We start from the raw sequence: 22364 nt of genomic DNA on the forward strand, positions 1-22364 counted from the left end.
TTATCCCTTGCCATTCAAGGCTTCAGCCATGCAATCCATTACAAAATTTTACTTAAGGTGAGCGTGTTCATCACCACCAATCCAAAAGCAAAACACCCCGCAGCAATCACTTGCTACGGGGTGAATTTAAACGGCGTCTATACTAGAACCGATTCCAACTAGAGTGCTGCAAGGCTAAGGAAGAAGCCAGCGATAGTTGCAGCCATCAGGTTAGATAGAGTACCTGCGATAACCGCTTTGATACCCATGCGAGCGATATCGCCACGACGCTTAGGCGCCAAGCTACCCAGACCACCCAGCAGGATTGCGATAGAAGAAAGGTTCGCAAAACCACACAGAGCGAAAGAGATGATCGCTTTAGTCTTCTCAGACAGAGCAACTGGAGCCGCTTCCGTCAGGTAAGGTGCAAACTGAGAGTAGGCTACGAATTCGTTCGCAACGGTTTTCAGACCGATGAACTCACCCGCTACTGTCGCTTCGTTCCAAGGAACACCGATCAGGAAGGCTAGAGGCGCGAATACCCAACCCAGCAGCATTTCCAGTTTAAGTTCAGGCATGCCGAACCAACCGCCAATACCACCCAACATACCGTTGATCAGAGCGATCAGACCGATAAATGCAATCAGCATTGCACCTACGTTCAGAGCCAGTTGCAGACCAGCAGAAGCACCGCCCGCAGCTGCGTCGATCACGTTAGCTGGTTTGTCATCACCACCGTCAATAGCGATTTCTTCGCCTTCTTGTGGTTTTTCAGTTTCTGGCATGATCAGTTTTGCGAACAGCAGACCACCTGGTGCCGCCATGAATGACGCAGCAACGAGGTATTCGATCTTAACGCCCATAGAAGCGTAGCCCGCTAACACACCACCAGCGATAGAAGCCAAGCCACCACACATTACCGCAAACAGCTCAGATTGAGTCATTTTTGGAACGAATGGACGAACGACTAATGGTGCTTCTGTTTGACCAACGAAAATGTTTGCTGCTGCAGACATAGATTCAGCACGTGAAGTACCCAGAGCTTTTTGCAGGCCACCGCCAAGAATGCGGATAACCCATTGCATAACACCCAAGTAGTACAGTACAGAAATCAGCGCAGAGAAGAAGATCAGAGTTGGTAATACGCGGAATGCGAAAATAAAGCCGCCGCCGCCAAACACTTCAAACATCTTGCCTGATACCAGTCCACCGAAGAGGAACGAAGTACCATCGTTACCGTAGTTAATTACGTTAGATACTGCATCCGAAAAGCCACGTAGTAGCTCTTGGCCCCAAGGTACATACAGAATAAATGCACCCAGTGAAAATTGGATAGCAAATGCGCCACCCACGGTTCTTAATTTGATAGCTTTACGGTTACTTGACAGAAGTACTGCGATTCCCAGCAGAACTGCCATGCCGATGAGGCTCATAAACAGGCTCATAGTTTATGACTTCCTTATTAGTTTAATGTTGGCGTGTTACAAAATGGAGCGATTAAGCGGGGGCAATTATACTCATGGGCACAAGGAGAAAGTAATGCAGGATTCACACTTTCGGATAAGATTCATCACGCATTCACTAATATATGTGACAGCTCTCAACTTTTAGTGACAGATGAGTCATTAACGCTACATCTTGTTCTGGTTTTGTTTACACAAGCCAAACACGGTTTGACTGGTCTGCCAAAGGATTGGAGCAAGAGATTCCACCGAAATATCTTTAAGTTGAGCGAGCGTTTCTAACACCTTAGTTAATTGAGCCGGGTGATTCGCTTGTCCTTGAAAACCATTGAGCGGCATATCTGGCGCATCGGTTTCTAATACCAAATGTTCGGTAGCTAACGCTGCTATCGCTTGACGTGTTTTGTTCGCTCTTGGGTAGGTGATAACGCCTCCCACCCCAATTTTAAAACCTAGATCGACAAACTGATGTGCTTCCTGAAGACTCCCAGAGAAGGCATGCAATACGCCGCCTTGCTGAAAACGTTGCTGTTTCAATAACTGCAACAAGCGATTGTGCGTACGGCGACTATGTAAGATGACAGGCAATCTGGCCTGTGAAGCTAAGACTAACTGCGCAATGAGCATTTGCTCTTGCAACTGAGCATCCACATTAATCATGCCATCTAAGCCACATTCTCCTACTGCCACACAAGCGTGTTCGGCTTTCATCAGTGCCTTTTCTAACTCAGGTAAATGTGCAGGAGAAGAGGAATCTAAATAGAGAGGATGAAAGCCTAACGCATAGTAAATCGTTGATGGAAAACGCTGAGCAAGCTCAGCCACTGCTTGCCAGTCTTGTGGTCCTACCGAAGGAATAAGTAAACGCTTTACCCCTTGTTCTGCCGCTCGTTGTAACTCAAGCTCTGGTTCGGCAGTAAAAGGGGCAAAATCAAAGTGACAATGAGTGTCGAACAACGACACTTCAAGCAGACTTTGAGTCATCTCGCTCATTTGCAGGATCTTTACGATAAGGAACACAACTGCGCTTCTGCCCCGGGGCAAGCCCCATGCTCAGGCACCAAGCATCGTATTTCGCTATCCAGCCTTTTAACCATTGCCACATTGCGTTTTCCTTCTCTTAGCTTCTACTTACTATTGCTCTTCGCGTTTAAACACCAACTCCGTTGGTGTCGATTCTTCGGCAACAAAATAGTAGCCAGCCGTGTTAAAGCCTTCCAAATCCTTAACAGAATCAATTCGGTTTTCAATAATGTAACGAGCCATCATGCCACGCGCCTTCTTAGCGAAGAAGCTGATGATTTTATATTGCCCGTTTTTGGCATCTTTGAAGATCGGTGTAATGATTTGAGCATCCAATCGCTTCGGATTGACAGCTTTGAAATACTCGTTAGAAGCCAGATTCACCAGCACATTATCGCCTTGCGCTTGGATCGCTTCATTGAGTTTTTCGGTAATGATGTTGCCCCAGAATTGGTACAAGTTAGCACCGCGTTCATTCGCGAGCTTGGTTCCCATTTCCAGACGATAAGGTTGCATCAGATCAAGCGGACGCAGCACACCATACAAACCAGAGAGCATGCGCAAATGTTGCTGGGCAAACTCTAACTCAGTTTCAGACAGCGTTTCCGCTTCAAGCCCTGTATAAACATCGCCTTTAAAAGCAAAAATGGCCTGACGAGCGTTCTCGAGGGTGAAGGTTTCACTCCATTCAGAGAAACGTGCCACGTTGAGTCCTGCGATCTTATCGCTGACACTCATCAATTCCGAGATATCGCTAGGCGATAGAGTGCGGCAGACTTTGATCAGTTCCGCCGAATGCGCCGTCAATTCAGGCTGCGTAAAGTTTGATGTTGAAACGGGAGATTCATAATCCAGCGTTTTCGCAGGTGAAACGACAATCAGCATAATAATTCCTATTTTTTGTTGAGCTTATCCCTTTCCTACTCGAAGCTGCGATGTTAGCAAGCATTTCAAGTGGTTTAGGTTTTTATAAGGTGACGGAACCTAGGGTACAAAAAAAAGCCATGCGGTGTCTGCATGGCTTTTTCAATTTCTGGCATCGGTACTTTCTATGACGCCTTGTTGCTATCCCAAATCCCATCTTCGAGTTGAGATTTCAGCTCTGGATAATCGTTCGCATCGAAGGTCGGTACTTTGCCGGCATCCAATTGGCGGTTGTAATCTTTAGCAAGCTTAATCACGATGCCAGAGAGTAGCAAAATCGCCACTAGGTTAACAATCGCCATCAAGCCCATCGACACATCTGCCATCGCCCATACGGTTGGCAGTGTCGCCAACGAGCCAAACATCACCATACTCAAGAACACTAAACGGAACAGCACTAGGCCTTTCTTGTTGTTGTGCTCAAGGAAAATCAGGTTAGTTTCTGCATACGAGTAGTTAGCAATAATTGAGGTAAAGGCGAAGAAGAAGATCGCGAAGGCAATAAAGATACCGCCCCAATCACCCACTTGTGAACTCAATGCACGCTGAGTCAACTCAATACCTGTCAGCTCGCCGTGAGGCACGTACTCACCAGACATCAGGATGATGGCAACGGTTGCGGTACAGATAACGATTGTATCGATAAATACACCCAACATTTGCACGTAACCCTGTGAAGCAGGATGTGGCGGGTAAGGTGTTGCAGAAGCCGCAGCATTAGGTGCAGAACCCATACCCGCTTCGTTAGAGAATAGACCACGTTTCACGCCGTTGATCATCGCTTGCGCAATCGCATAACCTAAACCACCAGCCGCGGCTTCTTCTAAACCGAAAGCACTTTTGAAAATCAGGCTAATTGCGTCTGGCACCTTTTCATAGTTCATCACGACAACAAATAGGGCAATCGCTAGATAAGCAAACGCCATAAAAGGCACGATAAGTTCCGCAGTACGTGCAATCTTGCGAATACCGCCGAAGATAACAAACGCCGTCAGCAAGACTATAGCAATCCCAATAAACATAGGCTCAAAACCGAAGGCGGTTTTCATTGCGTTAGTGATGGAGTTAGCTTGAACGGCGTTGAACACCAAACCAAAAGCGATGATCAGGAAGATAGAGAACAGTACCCCCATCCAACGCATGCCAAGGCCTTTTTCCATGTAGTACGCAGGGCCGCCACGGTAGTTACCATCTTTATCACGGGTTTTGTACAGCTGTGCCAGCGTACTTTCCGCGAAAGAAGTAGCCATACCTAGCATCGCAATCAACCACATCCAGAAAATGGCACCCGGTCCACCGGCGGTCAATGCCACCGCAACACCTGCCATGTTACCGGTACCGACACGTGCAGCAAGGCTGGTACACAAAGCTTGGAAAGAAGAAATGCCAGCATTATCGGCTTTACGGCTATTCTTGAGAACGGTGAAAGTATGAGTGAAATGACGGAATTGGATAAAACCCAATCGCAAAGTGAAGTAGATACCGACCCCAACTAATAGGTATACCAAGATGGAACCCCATAGTAGGTCGTTCATTAAGTTAATTAAGTCTGTCACAGGAACCTCTCATAGAGTGATGAGCTGCTCTTACCCCGATGAGTAAGAGTTTCTGTTACACGGATACGGTATTGAAATTATCTTTTTGCCGTGTATGTCTTGGTGCGATAGAGCAGGAAACGGCCTCTAAAAGCACCCAGCCTATTTTTTTGACGGGCGGATAATGCAATCTCACCACGCAAAAATCAATATGAGAACAATTGCATTAAAATGTTATTTTTCACCTTAAAGTTACGCTTTATTAACATCTAAAAAAGCAAATTAACCACAAACGCAAAACAATACACAAACAAATCAGAAACAAACCAGCTCATTTATTCACCACAAACTCTTTATTGCATAAATGAAATCTCACCCTTTGGGAATCGCAGCGTGCCTGTTTATTTCAGTGATTTTTGTCAGCATAACGTCATATTTTGCGATCGTTCGAACAAAAAACAACCACAACAGATAATGACATCTTAAAAAACAACATTTACGCAACACAACAAAAGACAACATTTAATCGTTTGCCTCAAATTTTTGTTCGGTTTCTCATCGATAACAACAGGTCAAAAATGTGAAATTCCATTCAAAAGCTCATTAAAGCTTCATTAAAACGAAACAAATGAGAAACAAATCATAGTTACGCTTCCTCAAGGTGTGCTATTTAGAGAGCACTCAAGGAATGATGACAACAATAATGAGGCTACTTATGGACGAACTGCACTTTGATGAGCTGTTGGAAATGGAAATCTCCAAAATTCGTAATAGTCGTTCAAAACCAGTAAAACGGATGTGGCGGGAAATCGAAGCGATTCGAGATCGCAAACGGCTAGAAAAAGAGTTGTTGGACATGGATGTATGTCTTGATTTAGACAACATCAAAATGTAGAGAATTAAACAACAAAGGCACGAGATAACGTGCCTTTGTTGTTTTTAAACCTTAAGCCTAAAAGCATTCGCCACTTCTTTGCTTAGGTATATTCGCTTTCACTTTTACGCACTCGGCGAGCCAAATGAGCATAGCGCTCCGCAATGGTTTCACCAAAGACTGGATCATCCTCATTTTCCTGCCATTGGGCTTCAACACACTGCCAATCTTCCAATGAGAATGTTTGATTGATCATCGGTAAGATCGATTGTTCTTCCAACTCCAGATGTTGTTTCTGCCCTTGAATAAAAGCTTCTAGTTGCTCAATAAACACATCTTGTGGAACAACGGCATCATTGAGGATCATCTCCATGACTTCTAGAAACTGGTGTGTGGTTTGAGCCAGCGCCTGATGCTCTTGTTCCAAATTGACCACTTGCTGCTCATCACCATAACGCGCCATATAATGGCGATACAGAATATCTTCTTTAGGGTGATGCACTTTCTCCGAATGGCTGGCTAGGTAGTCAATAATCTCTTTCAATAGACTGTAGTTTATGGGCTGCTCGTTTTTCACCATCTCTAGTTTCTGGCGTAAAATCGACAACAGACGCACCATATAACTGTGCTCGCGGCGGATTCGTTCCATCATCATCATATCTATCTCCATACTGTACTAACTTAAAGTGTACATAAGGATTGATAGAGCGGCTTTGAAATTGGTCGAAAAATCACCAATTGAATTAATTTTCGAGCTGTGGTTGCCAATCTATCGGCGCAAGGCCTTGTTCTTGAAGTACTTGATTGGTTTTAGAAAAATGCTGGCACCCTAAGAAGCCTCGATGTGCAGAAAGCGGGGATGGGTGTGGAGCCATTAATACATGATGACGCTGGCGATCGATCATCCGCCCTTTCTTCTGAGCATGAGAACCCCAGAGTAAAAAGACTAAACCAGTACGATGCTGGTTTAGAGCATCAATCACTCGGTCGGTAAATGTTTCCCAGCCCGTATTGGCATGCGAGTGTGCCATTCCTTGCTCAACGGTCAGCACAGTATTTAATAACAACACGCCCTGCTGTGCCCAACTTTGCAAGTAACCATGTTGAGGAATTTGAAACCCGGGAATATCTTGTGCCAGCTCTTTGTAGATGTTGACTAAAGACGGCGGCGTTTTCACGCCTGGTAAAACAGAGAAGCAAAGGCCATGAGCCTGATTCGGGCCATGATAAGGGTCTTGCCCCAGAATCACCACTTTGACATCACCGAATTCAGTAAAACGAAAAGCGTTAAACACATCTTTTGCTGGTGGATAAATGACTTTTCCAGCCTGACGCTGACTTTCAACAAATTGCATGGTTTGTTGAAAGTAATCCTGCTGCTTTTCATTACCAATGACATCGTGCCAAGTCAGTGATTCAGACATATCAATACCTAAAAATTATGATTAACGGCAGCATTGTATACCCAAACCACATGAAGTTGCAGGTAAGTGATGAGCGAGTTCGTTTCAAGCAACATACAAAGAGGTATAGAAAGTAGGCTCCATAAGCCTACCAACTTCCTGAAACAAATGACGATGACAACTCACTTACCCCGCAGTCTACGAAACGCTCAGTGAGACTTTTGTGGTTGTGGTGCGCGATGATGGCCTTGCCCGTTGACATGTCGATTAGGTACAGGACGACGAGCGGCAGGTCTGGAACTAGGAGAAGCTGAGTTGGCAAATGAGTTCATAGCGGCATCCTTCTTACAACGCTGGCAATGAGCATGATGAAAAAAAGATGCCAAATCTGTGAAACTCGCCGATTATTTTTACTTTTGCTCTGAGAATTTGCGCAATGTTGCGATCTCTGTCGCCCATATTTCTGGATCAATCGTTTCTAAAATCAGAGGGATACCGTTAAATCGGGCATCTTGTGCGATATATTCAAAACACTCCCAACCGATCTCCCCCATCCCTAACGAATGGTGACGGTCAACCCGGCTAGCCAATTTGCCTTTTGAATCATTGATGTGCATTGCGCGCAAATAGTGCATACCAACCACACGTTCGAATTCAGCAAATGTTTCATCACACGCAGCTTTAGTGCGTAAATCATAACCTGCGGCAAAAGTGTGGCAGGTATCAATACACACCCCAACACGTTCTTTGTCGTCAACTCGGTCAATAATTGCCGCTAAGTGTTCAAAGTGCCAGCCCAAGTTACTTCCCTGCCCTGCAGTATTTTCTATCACTGCAATCACATTCGGCACAGCTTTGTGTGCCAAGTTGATCGATTCGGCAATCGTCGCTAAACACTCATCTTCCGATACCAACTGCAAATGACTGCCCGGATGGAAGTTAAGCAAAGTCAGCCCTAACTGATCACAACGCATCATTTCATCAACAAAAGCAGCACGTGATTTGTCTAACTTCTCAGGCTCTGGAGCCCCTAAATTAATCAGGTAAGAGTCGTGAGGTAAAATCGCCTCACTGGTGAAACCCCATTTTTTGCAGTTTGCTTTGAAAGCACGAATGCTGCTTGCTTCAAGTGGTTTAGCTGCCCATTGGCGCTGGTTTTTAGTAAACAGAGCAAACGCATTCGCCCCGATTTCATGCGCTCGAACAGGCGCAAGCTCAACACCACCGGAGGCAGAAACATGCGCTCCAATTAACTTCTCATACATAACACGACTTCTTATTGTTGCTAAATCACTTCGGACTTTCAGTTCACAGCACTAACTTTCTGATTTTATCTGACACGGGTCAAGTACGATTACAAAAGTGTAGTAAATTAACAACAAAGTAATGCTTAACTATTTTTGATTTATTAAAATTAATTTAATCACCATTGTTTTTAAAGCATTTATTGATACAAATCAAAAATCAAACCTTAGTTTAAAAATGGTTTTTTGTTGTTATTTGACTTAAATCAATATTGGAAGTGTGGATATTTGCTATATAATAGCCAGCTCAACAAGATCTGAAAATTAACACCAATAACGCCACTTGATGTGGACTAGGAGATAGTAATGATCCAAGGTATCCAAATCACTAAAGCAGCTAACGACGACCTACTGAACTCTATTTGGTTGCTTGACAGCGAAAAGAACGAAGCGCGTTGTGTTGCGGCACTGAAAGGCTTTGAAGCTGATCAAGTGGTTAGCATCAACGATTTAGGTGAATACGAAAGCCGCGAAGTGGCTATCGAAACTGCACCACGTATTGAAGGTGGCCAACACCTGAACGTGAACGTGCTCAAGCGTGAAACACTAGAAGATGCAGTAGCTCACCCAGAGAAATACCCACAGCTGACTATTCGTGTTTCTGGTTACGCAGTGCGTTTCAACTCTCTGACTACAGAACAGCAACGCGACGTTATCGCGCGTACTTTCACTGAATCTCTGTAATCGTCAGTAAAGAATCCAGACTAAAACGGTGCTCAATGAGCACCGTTTTTTATTGACTTCGATTTAGCAAATCGAGGGATTACTTCACACTCACCAGTAACACACGCAGAGCTGCGAAATCAGCATCCAACTCTTGAGAAAGCAACTCCATCGCAGCATGTTTAGCAAGCGGTGCAGGCAGTTCAATGTCGGTGCCTAAAATGTCATCCACCACTTCCTTAAATTTGGCTGGGTGTGCTGTACACAAGAAAAGCCCAGTTTCTTGTGGCTGACGCTGCTCTTCCAATACACGGTAAGCAATCGAACCATGCGGCTCACACAAATAGCCTAAATCATAAAGTTCTTGTACTGCTTGTGCACTTTCCTCGTCAGAGACTGCACCTTTACCCAAGGTTTCCAATCCCCATCCCAGACGCTGACAAAGCTCTTCGATACGCGGCCAGTTGTTAGGTTGGCTGACATCCATCGCATTTGAAGTGGTCGCAACAGTCGGTTTTGGTTCCCAACGTCCCGTTTCTAAGTAACGCGGAACGGTATCGTTGGCATTGGTTGCCGCAATAAAGCGTTTCACTGGCAAGCCGAGGGCTTTAGCCAACATACCCGCCGTTAGGTTACCGAAGTTACCGCTTGGTACTGAGATAACCAGATTTTCACGCTCTACTTTGCTCATTTGTGCTGCAGCTTCAAAGTAGTAGCAGATTTGCGCCATCAAGCGACTGATATTGATCGAGTTGGCCGAGTTCAAACCGATTTGTTGACGCAGTTCTGCGTCATCAAAAGCTTGTTTAACCAGCGCTTGGCACGCATCAAAATCACCATTGATCGCAACGGTGTGAATGTTTTTACCTAGTGTGCAGAACAGCTTTTCTTGAAGTGGACTGATTTTGCCTTTCGGATAGAGGATCACGACATTAATGTCTTCCATGCCATAAAAAGCATGAGCAACAGCCGCACCTGTATCTCCTGACGTTGCGGTCAAAATAGTGATTTTTCCACCATTCGATACAGCGGCAAGAGATTGCGCCATAAAACGGCCACCAAAGTCTTTAAACGCGAGCGTTGGACCATGGAACAGTTCCAATGCGTAAACACCCTCTTTAACTTTGGCAATGGGGGCTGCAAATTGAAAGGCAGAATCCACCATAGCGCGAACTTTATCGGCTGGGAGTTCATCACCGATCAAAGCCGATAAAATCTTGCTGCTACGAGAGACGAAATCTTCCGCTAATAGGGCATCAATATCCTCAAACTTCGGCAACTCTGCCGGAAAGAACAGGCCTTGGTTGCGACCTAACCCTTGGCGAACGGCTTGGCCAAAGGAGACTTGTTCATCATTTTCTTTTATGTTGTACAGCTTCATAGCTCACTTCCTGTTACTTTCGAACCTTGCTTGTCTAGGCGACAAATGTGGACGAATCCTTCTTCATTTTGGACATAGTTTTGCTCAAGCCAACGTGCTACACGTTCAGCCACCGCTTGCTCTTTACACACACTAAACAGAGTCGGACCACTCCCCGAGATCCCCGTCGCCAGCGCACCTGCTGAGGCTGCGTAGCTACGTGCCTTGGCAAAACCCGGCAGCAGTTTCTCACGATAGGGTTCGGCGATCACGTCTTTGATCATTTTTGCAGCTAACTCAGGTTGCTGAGTATGGCAAGCATGAATAAATCCGGCGAGATAGCGACCGTGCGCAACGATATCTTGGCGTCGGTACTGCGCTGGCAGAATGGCGCGAGCTTCCGCAGTCGAAACTTTAATGCCCGGATAGGCCATGACCCAATACCAATCATCAAAGCAAGGTACTGATTGACTGATGATACCGAGTTCTTCGAGCATCAACTGCACGCCACCTAAATAGCAAGGTGCGACGTTGTCATAATGGATGCTGCCAGAGATCTTGCCTTCCATTTCCCCCATCAGCGCCAGAAGCTCAGTTTCATCCAGAGGACTCGCGTGAAACTGATTCAACGCATCCAATGCAGCTACAATCGAGCAAGCACTTGAACCTAATCCAGAACCAATCGGCATATTTTTTTCGAGCGTCATGGTCAAGGGCTTAAGCGTTACCGACTTTTTCTCTAGTTCACGAGCGAATACTTGCCAGCAATCATACACAATGTTTTCTTGTGGATTCGTTGGCAGCTTATCCACAAATCGACCTGCGGTTTTCAGCGCGAAAGGTTCAGCCCCAGCTTCCACTTTCACTCGATCGCCAAGCAAAGTGCCATCAATTGGGGACACGGCAGCCCCCAACACATCAAAACCGACACTGACATTACCAATTGAAGCGGGTGCGTACACCACAACACTCATGTCACCTGAACTCATTTCTATTAAACCCCTAATTTCCAACCGAGTGTACGCATTACATCTGAGAATACGCCTGCCGCTGTAACTTCTGACCCTGCACCATAGCCACGCAGTACCAGTGGAATTGGCTGGTAATAGCGGCTATAAAATGCCAGCGCGTTTTCGCCTTCTTTCACTTTGAACATAGGATCGTTTTCATCCACCGCGACAATGCGAACTTGGCACTGACCATCGACGATTTGTGCTACATAGCGCAACACTTTTCCTTCTGCTTTCGCTTGCGCTACTCGCTCTGCAAAAGCAGCGTCTGCTTGTGGTAAACGAGCCATAAACTCTTCAACACTACCGGAAGCATCAAAACCAGCGGGTAGCGCCTGCTCGACATTGACATCGCTCAGCTCAAGTTCATAACCAGCTTCACGCGCCAAAATCAGTAGTTTGCGTGCCACATCCATACCAGAAAGATCATCGCGCGGATCAGGTTCAGTAAAGCCTTTTTCTTTTGCCAGCAGAGTCGCTTGGCTCAAAGTCATGCCTTCATCCAATTTGCCAAAGATAAAGGAGAGAGAACCAGAGAGAATGCCGCTGAATTTTTCCAGCTCGTCCCCTGCTGCAATCAGGTTTTGTAAGTTTTCAATAACCGGTAAACCCGCACCGACGGTCGTTTCATACATCAATTTACGACGCGAGTGACGAGCCACATCACGCAACTGGTGGTAGTAACTCATGCTCGCCGTATTGGCTTTCTTGTTCGGGGTCACCACATGGAACCCCGCAGCGAGGAAATCAGCATATTGGTTAGCAATTTCATCACTGGAAGTGCAATCCACCAACACAGGGTTAATGATATGATTACGCTGCACCAAGGCCACTAGGTTCGCTAAGCTAAAGGCTTGATCAGCATTGACCATGCGATCACGCCACTGCTCAAGAGGCAGACCACGGCTATCAAGCAGCATGCCTTTACTGTTTGCCAAACCACATACGCGCATCATGATGCCTTTTTCTGCGAGCTTAGCTTGTTGACGCTGGATCTGATCGACCAGCTCACCGCCAACGCCACCCACACCAACAACAAACACATCTAAGAAGTGCTTAGAGTTGAAGAGATTTTCGTGACAGGCTTTGATCGCTTCCGAAATTTTATCATCAGGGATCACTGCAGAAATCGCGCGCTCAGAGGAACCTTGCGCAATCGCAATCACGTTAACATGCACTTCAGCGAGTGAAGCAAAGAATTGCGAGGCCACACCGCGCGAAGTGCGCATACCGTCACCAACTAGAGTGATGATGGCGACGTCATCCACAAACTCAACTGGCTCAAGCAAACCATCTTTGAGTTCCAGTTCAAACGTTTCCGCCAGTGCTTGCTGTGCCAAAGCCTTATGTTGTGCTTCAATACAGAAACTGATGCTGTATTCAGAAGAAGATTGAGTGATGAGCACAATCGACACATCCGCTGCTGACATCGCGCCAAACACACGGCTCGCCATACCCACCATGCCTTTCATTCCCGGGCCGGAAACGTTAACCATGGTCAGGCTATTTAGTGTGGTGATGCCTTTGATTGCAAGTTTGTCTTCGCCAGTATCTTGGCCAATCAGTGTTCCCGCACCCTGTGGGTTGAAACTGTTTTTAATCAGGCAAGGGATTTGGAATTGGGCAATCGGAGCAATCGTTTTAGGATGCAGCACAGATGCACCGAAGTAAGAAAGCTCCATCGCTTCTTGATAGCTGAGCGATTTCAGAAGACGCGCATCATCGACCAAACGTGGATCACAGTTGTAAACGCCATCCACATCCGTCCAGATTTCACAACAATCCGCACGTAAACAGGCTGCCAGTACAGCGGCTGAATAATCAGAGCCATTACGGCCTAAACAGACTAGTTCACCTTGAGCATTACCCGCAGTAAAACCCGGCATGATGTTGACATGCTGTTGTGGCAATGGCGATTGTCTGAAACGCTGAGTAGAGGTTTCCACATCCACCATAGCTTCCAGATGATCGCCTTTCGCCAGCAGGTATTTCACCGGGTCAATCAAATTGGCTGGCAGGCCTTTCGCTTCCATAACGGCTTTCATCAGTTGAATAGAAACACGCTCACCTTTACTGATGATCCGCGCATTGACGTTATCTGGGCACATACCCAGCAGAGTTATGCCATGCACAAACTGGCGCAGTTGACTCATTGATGAATGCACTTGGTTGTTATAAGCAGTTCCATCTAGATTTGGGAGCTGCTCTTTAATTCCATCAAGCAAGGCATAAAAAGAACTTTCCAATTCAACAACTTGCGATTCCGCTTCACCACGGGATAACGCACTTTCAATCACCGCCACCAGTTTATTGGTCGTTTTGCCCGGAGCAGAGAGGACAACGGCCACCTCTTCCTGCTGTGCATTATTGGCGATGATGTCAGCAGCGCGTAGAAAACGCTCCGGATCCGCCAGCGATGAACCTCCAAACTTTAATACTCGCATCCCTTCCTCCAAATGCATTAAAAACGGGTATAAAAAAAGGCCTGTATCGGTTGGGATACAGGCCTTTTTTGTGAAATTTTGCGCTCAGCAGCCTGCCCCAACATGCGACGTGTCGGTAATGGTAATAATGGTGGTCATTACTGCCTGGCTGTGATTCAACATACGTGTTTTCTGTCTATCTGTGTGTTTGCTTGCAAATACGTTTAACCCATTTGCGTTCGATTCGTCAACGAAAATCTGATTTTTTTATCTACGATTTTAAAAATCCACGATTAAGTGATGAGTTTTCTAATTCGCACAATGCGATAAGCAACAATCAATAAAATGTCTATATAGAAATAACAAATCGCTATAACGTTCTTCCGGTACAGTGTGATTTTTTGTGCTTAAATTGAGTTTACCGATAAATTCTCTATGCAACCTGAGGAGTGAGTGTGAACGTTTGGGGGTTATTCCTAATCACAGCTATAGCTCCGCTTTCTTGGGCAGAAACGCTTCCTAGCTTACCTTTTGAAAGCAATGCTTCACCGCATAAATTATTTATCGCAAGCGATAACAATAGCCACGGCTTTGATAGTTGGACGATTGATAGCGGCTATGCCTACAACCTATTTGAAGACATTGATTTGTATGTGGGCGCTCGCATCAATAGTGGTACGAATAGTGCCGAAAATGGTTTGCTCAGCGGCATCCATTATCAGTTCACCGAGCGTCTTTCCTTTAATAGTGCATTGCGTACATTTTCAAAGCCAGAAAACAACAGCAACAAAGAATCTGCCATTTCTGCTGAACTGACTAGCCGATTGAAGTTGAAGGAAAATCTCGACTTGCATGCCACACTGGATTACCAAGAATGGCAGCAAGGTGTCGAGTTCGGTATTGGTTTTCGTTTTTAGCTAACTTCAAGCGGTGTTTCAGACATCAAGATGCCATTCCAATCCGCATATAGGTAGTCACCGGGTTCAACGATCTGATTTTGCATGGTCAACGTCACATTAACTTGCCCAGCGCCACGTTTCTCCGTTTTGAAGGGACAAGCACCTAACGCTTTGATGCCCAAATCCATTTCTGACATAGCAACAACATCACGCACGGCACCATACACAATTACGCCTTCCCAATCATTTTCGATTGCTAAAATCGCTAACTGGTCACCCATCAACGCTTTGTGACATGAACCATGACCATCAACAACCAATACTTTGCCTTTGCCATTTTGGCTCAGCACATCACGAACTTTCGAGTTATCGTGATAGCAACGAACGGTCACAATCTCTCCCCAAAAAGCACTACGCTGTCCAAAGTTTTGCAGTGGCAGATTGAGTAAAGTCACTTGCGATTCGTACTTATCGCAAAGATCTGGGGTTATATCTCTCATCATTCCTCCATGATTTTATTTTTCAGATTTGTTGATTTCGGATTGGCCCGAGATAAAGCTCATGATCATCAATACAAGAACAGAGGTAAAGTTCACCTTCTTGTACAAAATAGATCGCGTTTTGAGCAAATCTCTGCGCCAGCGATCGGGCTTCTGAAAGCGGCATAACTACAGCAAAACTATCTTCAAACCACTGAAACTGAGAGTCTCCTACCCTCACTTTCAACCAATCATAATCGATCAAGCATTGCTGTAAACGTTGATTATTTACGCAATTCTCATCATCTGACAAGCGAATACTCTTAGGGTTCCATGCGGTAATTATGCAATAAAACGACCAATTTACTGGCTTTTCAAAGGCAAATTTCACTGATTGATAAGCCTGCCAAAGGCTAGCGTCTATCTTCATCATTTGGTAAGTTTACAACTCGTTATTGTTCTTAATATCTGTTACATTCTAACTCTTGATGTAAATCAACAAAGTGATTGGAATTAACATTCGGGCGTTGTTAGCATGCTGTTAACATTATAGAATCCGCCCCATAGACTAGTAGAACCTCTTGAGAATGGGAGTCCTCATAACTAGTTACACCAAGGATGGCGGACAAAAAGTAGTGATGTTAATTAGATTTTTTACTTTATTGTTAACATAACTAACCGGTATGTAATCTTTTTGCCTAGAATGAGTTCTACTAGCACGATTTTTTCACAAGTTTAGGTAACGCAAATGCAAACCCCGCAGATCCTTATCGTCGAAGACGAGCAAGTAACTCGTAACACTCTTAAGAGTATTTTTGAAGCAGAGGGATACGCTGTTTTTGAGGCCAGCAATGGTGAAGAGATGCACCAAGTGCTGGCCGATTATCCAATCAACTTGGTGATTATGGACATCAACCTGCCAGGTAAGAATGGCCTACTGCTAGCACGCGAACTGCGCGAGCAAGCGGATGTAGCGCTCATGTTCCTGACTGGTCGCGACAATGAAGTGGATAAGATTCTGGGCCTAGAAATTGGCGCAGATGATTACATCACCAAACCGTTCAACCCACGTGAATTAACGATTCGTGCTCGTAACCTGCTAAGCCGCTCTATGCATGCTGGCACCACGCAAGAAGAAAAACGCAGCGTTGAAAAATACGTGTTCAATGGTTGGGAACTGGATATTAACAGCCGCTCACTGGTGAGCCCTGATGGTGATAGCTACAAGCTACCTCGTTCAGAATTCCGTGCATTACTGCACTTCTGCGAGAACCCAGGCAAAATCCAAACTCGTGCTGACCTGCTGAAGAAGATGACTGGACGTGAGCTGAAGCCACACGACCGTACTGTGGACGTTACTATCCGCCGTATCCGTAAGCACTTCGAGTCTATTTCAGGCACACCGGAAATCATCGCGACCATTCACGGTGAAGGCTACCGCTTCTGTGGTGATTTAGAAGACTAATTCACCTTAGTGAGCCCAAAATGAATTAGACCCTAGCTATGCTAGGGTCTTTTTTAATCACTTATTTGAGTCTGCTTGCTGAGTAAGCCACTGCCTTAATAGCGTAATATCCGATTGATATTCATTTTTGATCTCCTCAACCCAATCACTGATGTTTTCCCACCATGCTGGAGCTTCCGGTGATTGTGCCTTTTGAGCAATTTTTTGGATCCGCTTAAGTCCTACCGAACCTGCCGCACCTTTGATTTTATGCGCTTCACTGACAATCCCTTGTTTATCTTTAGCGACCATATTGGAATCCAACACAGCAAGATAAGCAGGCATCGACTGCTCAAATAAGGTCACACTATCGATGACGGGCTGACTACCCACAATTTCAACATAGGATTGCAGCATCTCGAGATCGAGTAACTGCTGATATACATCCTGAGGCAGTTCTTTTGGCGTCGAAGTCACTTCGATAGAAGGAACATCACATTCAAGACCATTGCTAACTTTGGCTATTACTTCGCGAACAGCGGCAACAGATAAAGGCTTGCTGATTGCGGCATCCATTCCTTTCTGGCGATATTCTTCTTTATCTTTCAAAACATTGGCTGTTAAGGCTACCAGTGGCGGCAATGAGGAATAATGAGCTCGATAATATTGAGCAATATCGAATCCTGTCATATCCGGTAACTGGATATCGAGAAACACTAGGTCATAGTCAGTCGGATTAAATCGCTGGATAGCCTCTTCACCCGTCATCGCTACTGTGACTTTATGTCCCATGCTTTCAAGCAATGAACGTGCGACAGTAATGTTCAGTTCAATATCTTCAACCATGAAAATATTGAGCTGAGTTTGCGGTTCTTGTGGTTCAACAGTGACAGGAGCATCTGCCAAAAGTGGCACACGGATCGTCACGGTAAAGGTACTACCAAACCCTTCTTCACTATTGACGCTGATATCGCCGCCCATCAATTTTATCAACTGGCGTGATACCGCTAAGCCAATCCCTGTTCCCACGGCATGCAAGTTATCTTTGCCTGACTTGACCTGATAATACATGGCAAAGATTTTTTCCTGCTCTTCTTCTGGAATGCCAATGCCCGTATCTTCCACTTCAATGGTGATATCAGCATGCTGCTCATCACATTCTGCGCTAACCGTCATCACGACGCTACCTTCTTTGGTGAACTTCATAGCGTTGCTGATCAGGTTCCACAATACTTGGCGCAGGCGTGTAGCATCCACTTCCACCAACGAAGGTAAATCAGTCAAACGTTCCAAATCAAACCGTAACCCTTTTTGCTCCGCCATCAAAGCCGCTAGCACTTCGATTTCAGCCACAAACTCTTCGAAATTGAGCGCTGCAGGGAAAAGCTCAAGCTTGCGGCGGTCAAACTTATCCATATCAATAATGTCGTTAAAGATGTTACCGAGCGTCACTGCACTGACATTGATCGTTTGCAGATGTTTACGCTGCTCACTGCTTAACGGTGTATCCAGCAACATGCGACTGAGGCCAACAATGCCATTGAGTGGCGTGCGCAACTCATGGCTAATCGTCGAAATGAAGGTGGTTTTATCACGGCTGGCTTTCTCTAATGATTCTTCGTGGCGCTTACGTTCGGTGATATCACGGCCAAAACCAACCAAACCAAGGTGACGCCCATCTTTACTGTAGAAGGGCACTTTGCGCAGCTCAAAAAAGCTCTTGCGGCCATCAGGGTATTCCAGCCATTGCTCATAGGTGATTGCGGTATTGTGATTGAAAACTTGCTGATCGGTTTCCACAATCGATTGGGCGATCTCTTTGCGATACACGTCCCATGGGGTTAAACCCACCAGTTCACTTTCGCGTTTTCCGGTTAACTCTTCCATAGCTCGGTTACAGCCAGAGAACTCACCTTTAGCATTACGGTAATAAATCAAATCGGGAGAGGCATCGATGAATGAACGCAACAAGGCGGTACGCTCAGCCAGTTCAAGCTGGGTTTTCTCACGTTGGTACACTTCATTTTCAAGATCGAGCATGGCTTCTTCGCGTGCTTCTTCCGCCTTAATCCGTTCTTCAATTTCTTGATTTAATTTAACGATGTTTTGTTGAAGCTTTTGATTAAGTTCTTGATCGCGCGAGCGCATATCTTTCAGTTTGGAAACCAATTTCGAGAGACGTTGACGAGACTCTTCAAGCTGATCCACGACCACTGAAAGGAAATAAACCGCCCAAGGCGTGATGAGCAAGCCAAAGAATACGGAGCGGATAATATCAATGTCATCAACAAATCCATTGAGGATCAAGGTGATGCCAACTTGCACCACCACCGCCAACGCAACCAAAGCGAGAGCCAAGAGAATAGAAAAACGTAAAATGCCTAGTTTGACCAATAAATCGACATAATACTGGGCAAGATTTTTCATCGGTTTCATTCACAGCTCCGTCAGATAAAGAGCCATTAGTCTAGCTTGTTTACAAAGCAAACGTTAGCTGCACTTATCACAAGCTGTTGAGAAATCAGGTAGGTTATCGCCAACTATTTTGAGTTGCAGGAAAGCGGCAAGTGAGCGCACATCGCCCACACTGCGCTTTAAGTCAGAAGAGGAGATTTATCATCTTCATAAATTGACGTTTGATTTCGACCATTAGCTTTAGCCTGATACAAAGCCCGATCCGCCAAAGCAAGAATCTGCTCAGGCACATCTTCAGGGCTAGGAATATACGTCACCATGCCAAGACTCACCGTTATGCGATCCGCAATTTTGGAATGCGCGTGCGGAATGGCGAGCGAACGCATTTTCTCGTGGATACGTTCCGCGATCAAAACAGCGCCTGACTGCGGAGTATTCGGCAACAAAATGCCAAACTCTTCACCACCATAACGCGCAACACAATCCGACTGACGGTTGGCCACTTGAGTAAAGGCGATCGCCACTTGTTTAAGTGTCTCATCCCCCATAAGGTGTCCGTACGCATCGTTGTAGTCTTTAAAGAAATCCACATCACACAAAATGATGCTCAGCGGTTTCCCTTCACGAGCATGCAGATGCCAAAGCGTGTGTAGTTGCTCATCAAAACGGCGTCGGTTAGCCACTTGGGTCAAACTATCCAAAAAGCTCAGACGTTCTAGCTCTTGGTTAGCGGCTTCTAATTGCTCGGCTGCAAGATAACGTTCAGAAACATCACGCGCCATGACCAGTACGCCGTTGGTACCAGAGGCCGGATCTCGGAAAGGCGATTTCACCACATCAAACCACACCGTTTGGCCATTAGGTCGCTCAATTCTATCGATATAGCGTAGTGATTTCCCCTCATGCAACACTTGGCTGTCCGTTTCCGAAAGCCTTGAATAAATGTGCTCTGGGATAACATCTTGTAGGCGTTTCCCCACCAAATCGGAGATTTCTGCAATCCCAAGCGCTTCCACAAATGGCTGGTTACAGGCTTGATACACCATGTTTTCGTTGAAAATACCGATAGAATCCGGACTTGATTCGAGGATGTTTTGCAAAATTGTATCCCGCTGTGCCAATGCCACTTCCGTATCGCGACGCTTTTCCATCTCTTCACGTAGTTGGCGTTGTATGTCATACCAATCCGTCACATCGTGACTGATACTCAGCAAGCCAATATTCTCACCTTGTGGCGACATGAGTACGCGTTGATAAGTTTCCAAAAGACAACTGCGCCCATCCGGTGTCACAGTCCAACAACGCTGACTAGTACGCCCTTTCATTGTGCCTTTGAAGGTTGCACTGCCTTCTTCAATGCGCCCTTGCCAAAACTGATCAAATGCCCGGTTGGAGGCCGTCAGTTGCCCATTTTTATCTTTGATAAAAATCAGTTCGGACAATGAATCAAGCGCGGTACGTGCCATGGCAAATGAATGGCGTTCTTGCTGTATGTCGTTATTAGGGGAATCAAAGCCAATTGCGTTAACTAGCCATAATTTTTTAGGCCAACGACGGAGTAACGAAGCAGAAAGTTCCAAGGTTTGTGTTGTATGATCGGGTTTCGTCCACAGTAAAAGAACCGAGCGCTTTTGCTTCCCGCTGCTTTCTATCGCTCGATACAAAGCCTGTTCATTTTCTCCGCTCTGTTCGGTAGAAAAGTGATAATGTCTACCCACTAGACGAATACCCAACAATAAATAGGCAGCCAGATTAGCACGCAGTACACGCTGCTCTCCCACCAACAGCACACCAGAAGGTGAATGGCGGAAAAAATGGATCAATCTCTGCGGTCGAAGATAGGTGTACCAACCTAGCCAAAGTAGCAGGCTACCACCCAGCATCAACCCAATAGTGAGTAAAACAAACACCAACTCAGAGACAGATTCAGACATGTATATCGATATTTTTGTGGGTAGATGTGTAAATAGTACAAAAGATTAACTGTTCTTGCTGTGGATTCTTACTTTAGGTCAAGAGCAACATACTCAAATGGATCGCCTAAAAGTGAGCCTTGTGGCCCTTCAATCTCAAGAGTTTGGCCAATCGCAGTCATTGCCCACCAACGATTTTCACACCATAAAGGTGCAAGTAAAGTTGGTCTGCGTGCCGCAGAAGAAACGCGATGGTAAATGATCTGCGGCGGTGTCGAGCGAATCATTTCACAAGCAATCGATACATATTCATCCTGTTCGAGCACTGCTAAGCGCCCAGCTCGCCACGCTTTGGCCATAGTGCTGCCTTCCACAATATGTAAGCCGTGCAGCTTGATACCATCAGTTCCAACCTTAAGTACTTGCTGTAACGTCGACATATTTTCACTGCGCCCTTCGCCAGGCAACCCAACAATCAAGTGAGTACAGACTTTGATACCCAGCGCTCTCGCCTTGGCAGTGATCTCTGCGTAACAAGCAAAATCGTGCCCGCGGTTAATGCGTTTTAAGGTGTGATCGTGCGCGGTTTGCAATCCAAGCTCTAACCAGATTTCATAACCTTGCTGAACATAATCAGCAAGTAGTTCTAATACAGCATCCGGCACACAATCAGGGCGAGTTCCAACACACAACCCAACAATATCGGCCACTTCCAGCGCTTGTTCATACATAGATTTCAGTACTTGCACTTCAGCATAAGTACTGGTGTATGCCTGAAAATAAGCGAGATATTTTTTCGCTCGTTTGATCTCTCCCGCCCGATCTTTTAACTGATCATGGATGCTTTGCTGTTGAGTCTCTTCATTGGCAAATGACGCTACATTGCAGAAAGTGCACCCACCTCGGCCAATCGTGCCATCTCGGTTGGGGCAGCTGAAACCGCCATGTAAGGTTAACTTATGAACTTTCTCACCATAACGACGCTGCAAATCCTGCCCTATGGTGTTCACTAATCGATGTAACTGCATGCCAAACACTCAAACTAAATACAAATCGCTCTCACTACCATCCGTGTAATTAAATTACATTTCCAATCAAAATCGTCACAAATTTTAATCCTCTGTGTTCAATTTCAAACGGTGCCAAATCAATAAATAGGCATAAACTAAACACTATTTTCACTTTGTTGCTAGTTTGTTAAACAAAACACTCTTCTTTCAGTAAAAAAATAAACCAAACCTAAGACTTTTCGT

At 45.6% G+C, this 22364-nt stretch carries 21 protein-coding genes, 1 pseudogene and 1 other annotated feature; of the genes and pseudogenes, 4 read left to right on the forward strand and 18 right to left on the reverse strand.

The annotated features are described in order from the left end of the window. Positions 1–158: 158 nt before the first annotated feature. The 5 genes from D908_RS16800 to D908_RS16785 form a co-directional block, all read right to left on the reverse strand. Entirely contained in the window at positions 159–1424 is a 1266-nt protein-coding gene (locus tag D908_RS16800; RefSeq protein ID WP_000051827.1) for a NupC/NupG family nucleoside CNT transporter, read from the reverse strand. Positions 1425–1610: 186 nt separating this feature from the next. Continuing rightward, positions 1611–2426, reverse strand: coding sequence for a TatD family hydrolase (locus D908_RS16795; protein ID WP_005522489.1), 816 nt, complete (start codon positions 2424–2426; stop codon positions 1611–1613). Further along, a complete protein-coding gene (locus tag D908_RS22280; protein WP_000267906.1) occupies positions 2407–2547 on the reverse strand; it encodes a DUF5363 family protein in 141 nt (46 codons plus the stop codon). Before D908_RS22280 ends, D908_RS16795 begins: the two co-directional genes overlap by 20 nt. Positions 2548–2576: 29 nt before the next feature. After that, entirely contained in the window at positions 2577–3350 is a 774-nt protein-coding gene (gene yaaA, locus D908_RS16790) for a peroxide stress protein YaaA (RefSeq protein ID WP_000909765.1), read from the reverse strand. A 164-nt stretch (positions 3351–3514) separates the two neighbouring features. After that, entirely contained in the window at positions 3515–4945 is a 1431-nt protein-coding gene (locus D908_RS16785; RefSeq protein ID WP_005522491.1) for an alanine/glycine:cation symporter family protein, read from the reverse strand. Between the two features lie 694 nt (positions 4946–5639). Here D908_RS16785 and D908_RS16780 point away from each other — a divergent pair. Continuing rightward, on the forward strand, positions 5640–5819 hold the full coding sequence (locus tag D908_RS16780) for a DUF3545 family protein (RefSeq protein ID WP_000343853.1): 180 nt from the start codon (positions 5640–5642) through the stop codon (positions 5817–5819). A gap of 82 nt (positions 5820–5901) precedes the next feature. On the opposite strand, the gene D908_RS16775 is transcribed toward D908_RS16780, so the two are convergent. From D908_RS16775 to nfo, 4 genes are all read right to left on the reverse strand, one after another. Then, positions 5902–6453 (reverse strand): hemerythrin domain-containing protein, encoded by a 552-nt coding sequence (locus D908_RS16775; RefSeq protein WP_005522496.1) that lies wholly within the window; start codon positions 6451–6453, stop codon positions 5902–5904. Positions 6454–6541: 88 nt separating this feature from the next. Beyond that, positions 6542–7222, reverse strand: coding sequence for a uracil-DNA glycosylase (gene ung / locus D908_RS16770; protein WP_000004499.1), 681 nt, complete (start codon positions 7220–7222; stop codon positions 6542–6544). 188 nt (positions 7223–7410) lie between these two features. Continuing rightward, on the reverse strand, positions 7411–7533 hold the full coding sequence (locus D908_RS22920; RefSeq protein ID WP_100068110.1) for a hypothetical protein: 123 nt from the start codon (positions 7531–7533) through the stop codon (positions 7411–7413). Between the two features lie 78 nt (positions 7534–7611). Then, on the reverse strand, positions 7612–8466 hold the full coding sequence (gene nfo / locus D908_RS16765) for a deoxyribonuclease IV (RefSeq protein WP_000273046.1): 855 nt from the start codon (positions 8464–8466) through the stop codon (positions 7612–7614). Between the two features lie 345 nt (positions 8467–8811). Here nfo and grcA point away from each other — a divergent pair, with 345 nt between their 5' ends. After that, positions 8812–9189: an autonomous glycyl radical cofactor GrcA gene (grcA, locus tag D908_RS16760; protein WP_000614135.1), complete on the forward strand. Its 378-nt coding sequence runs from the start codon at positions 8812–8814 to the stop codon at positions 9187–9189. Positions 9190–9268: 79 nt separating this feature from the next. Here grcA and thrC read toward each other — a convergent pair whose 3' ends face one another. From thrC to thrL, 4 genes and pseudogenes are all read right to left on the reverse strand, one after another. Continuing rightward, positions 9269–10549, reverse strand: coding sequence for a threonine synthase (thrC, locus tag D908_RS16755; RefSeq protein ID WP_005522503.1), 1281 nt, complete (start codon positions 10547–10549; stop codon positions 9269–9271). Continuing rightward, positions 10546–11502, reverse strand: coding sequence for a homoserine kinase (gene thrB, locus D908_RS16750; RefSeq protein WP_000118022.1), 957 nt, complete (start codon positions 11500–11502; stop codon positions 10546–10548). Before thrB ends, thrC begins: the two co-directional genes overlap by 4 nt. A 20-nt stretch (positions 11503–11522) precedes the next feature. After that, a complete protein-coding gene (thrA, locus tag D908_RS16745) occupies positions 11523–13982 on the reverse strand; it encodes a bifunctional aspartate kinase/homoserine dehydrogenase I (protein ID WP_005522504.1) in 2460 nt (819 codons plus the stop codon). Between the two features lie 30 nt (positions 13983–14012). Further along, positions 14013–14132: a sequence feature (Thr leader region), on the reverse strand. Continuing rightward, positions 14067–14179 (reverse strand): annotated as a pseudogene (gene thrL / locus D908_RS23005) (thr operon leader peptide). It overlaps the preceding feature by 66 nt. Positions 14180–14449: 270 nt before the next feature. On the opposite strand from thrL, the gene D908_RS16740 reads away from it, so the two are divergent. Beyond that, positions 14450–14878 carry a hypothetical protein gene (locus D908_RS16740; RefSeq protein WP_032467507.1) on the forward strand — a complete coding sequence of 143 codons (429 nt, stop codon included), beginning with the start codon at positions 14450–14452 and terminating at the stop codon, positions 14876–14878. On the opposite strand, the gene D908_RS16735 is transcribed toward D908_RS16740, so the two are convergent. Both D908_RS16735 and D908_RS16730 read right to left on the reverse strand, forming a co-directional pair. Then, the gene (locus tag D908_RS16735; RefSeq protein ID WP_001204898.1) at positions 14875–15360 is read right to left on the reverse strand and encodes a putative 4-hydroxy-4-methyl-2-oxoglutarate aldolase; all 486 of its coding nucleotides are present in this window, start codon (positions 15358–15360) and stop codon (positions 14875–14877) included. The genes D908_RS16740 and D908_RS16735 overlap by 4 nt on opposite strands. 22 nt (positions 15361–15382) lie before the next feature. Further along, positions 15383–15772, reverse strand: a complete 390-nt coding sequence (locus tag D908_RS16730) for a DUF3293 domain-containing protein (protein ID WP_000975540.1) — start codon at positions 15770–15772, stop codon at positions 15383–15385. 315 nt (positions 15773–16087) lie between these two features. Between D908_RS16730 and arcA the strand changes: the two genes are divergently transcribed. Continuing rightward, entirely contained in the window at positions 16088–16804 is a 717-nt protein-coding gene (arcA, locus tag D908_RS16725) for a two-component system response regulator ArcA (protein ID WP_005522506.1), read from the forward strand. 57 nt (positions 16805–16861) lie between these two features. Here the strand turns inward: arcA and arcB are convergent, their stop codons facing one another. From arcB to mnmL, 3 genes are all read right to left on the reverse strand, one after another. Continuing rightward, complete coding sequence (gene arcB, locus D908_RS16720; protein WP_005522508.1) at positions 16862–19219, reverse strand: aerobic respiration two-component sensor histidine kinase ArcB; 2358 nt, start codon at positions 19217–19219, stop codon at positions 16862–16864. A gap of 158 nt (positions 19220–19377) precedes the next feature. Continuing rightward, on the reverse strand, positions 19378–21132 hold the full coding sequence (locus D908_RS16715; RefSeq protein ID WP_005522509.1) for a sensor domain-containing diguanylate cyclase: 1755 nt from the start codon (positions 21130–21132) through the stop codon (positions 19378–19380). Between the two features lie 68 nt (positions 21133–21200). Continuing rightward, on the reverse strand, positions 21201–22139 hold the full coding sequence (gene mnmL, locus D908_RS16710; protein ID WP_001175948.1) for a tRNA modification radical SAM protein MnmL/YtqA: 939 nt from the start codon (positions 22137–22139) through the stop codon (positions 21201–21203). Between the last annotated feature and the right edge of the window lie 225 nt (positions 22140–22364).

This window comes from Vibrio mimicus CAIM 602, assembly GCF_000338875.1.
GTDB classification, from domain to species: Bacteria; Pseudomonadota; Gammaproteobacteria; order Enterobacterales; family Vibrionaceae; genus Vibrio; species Vibrio mimicus.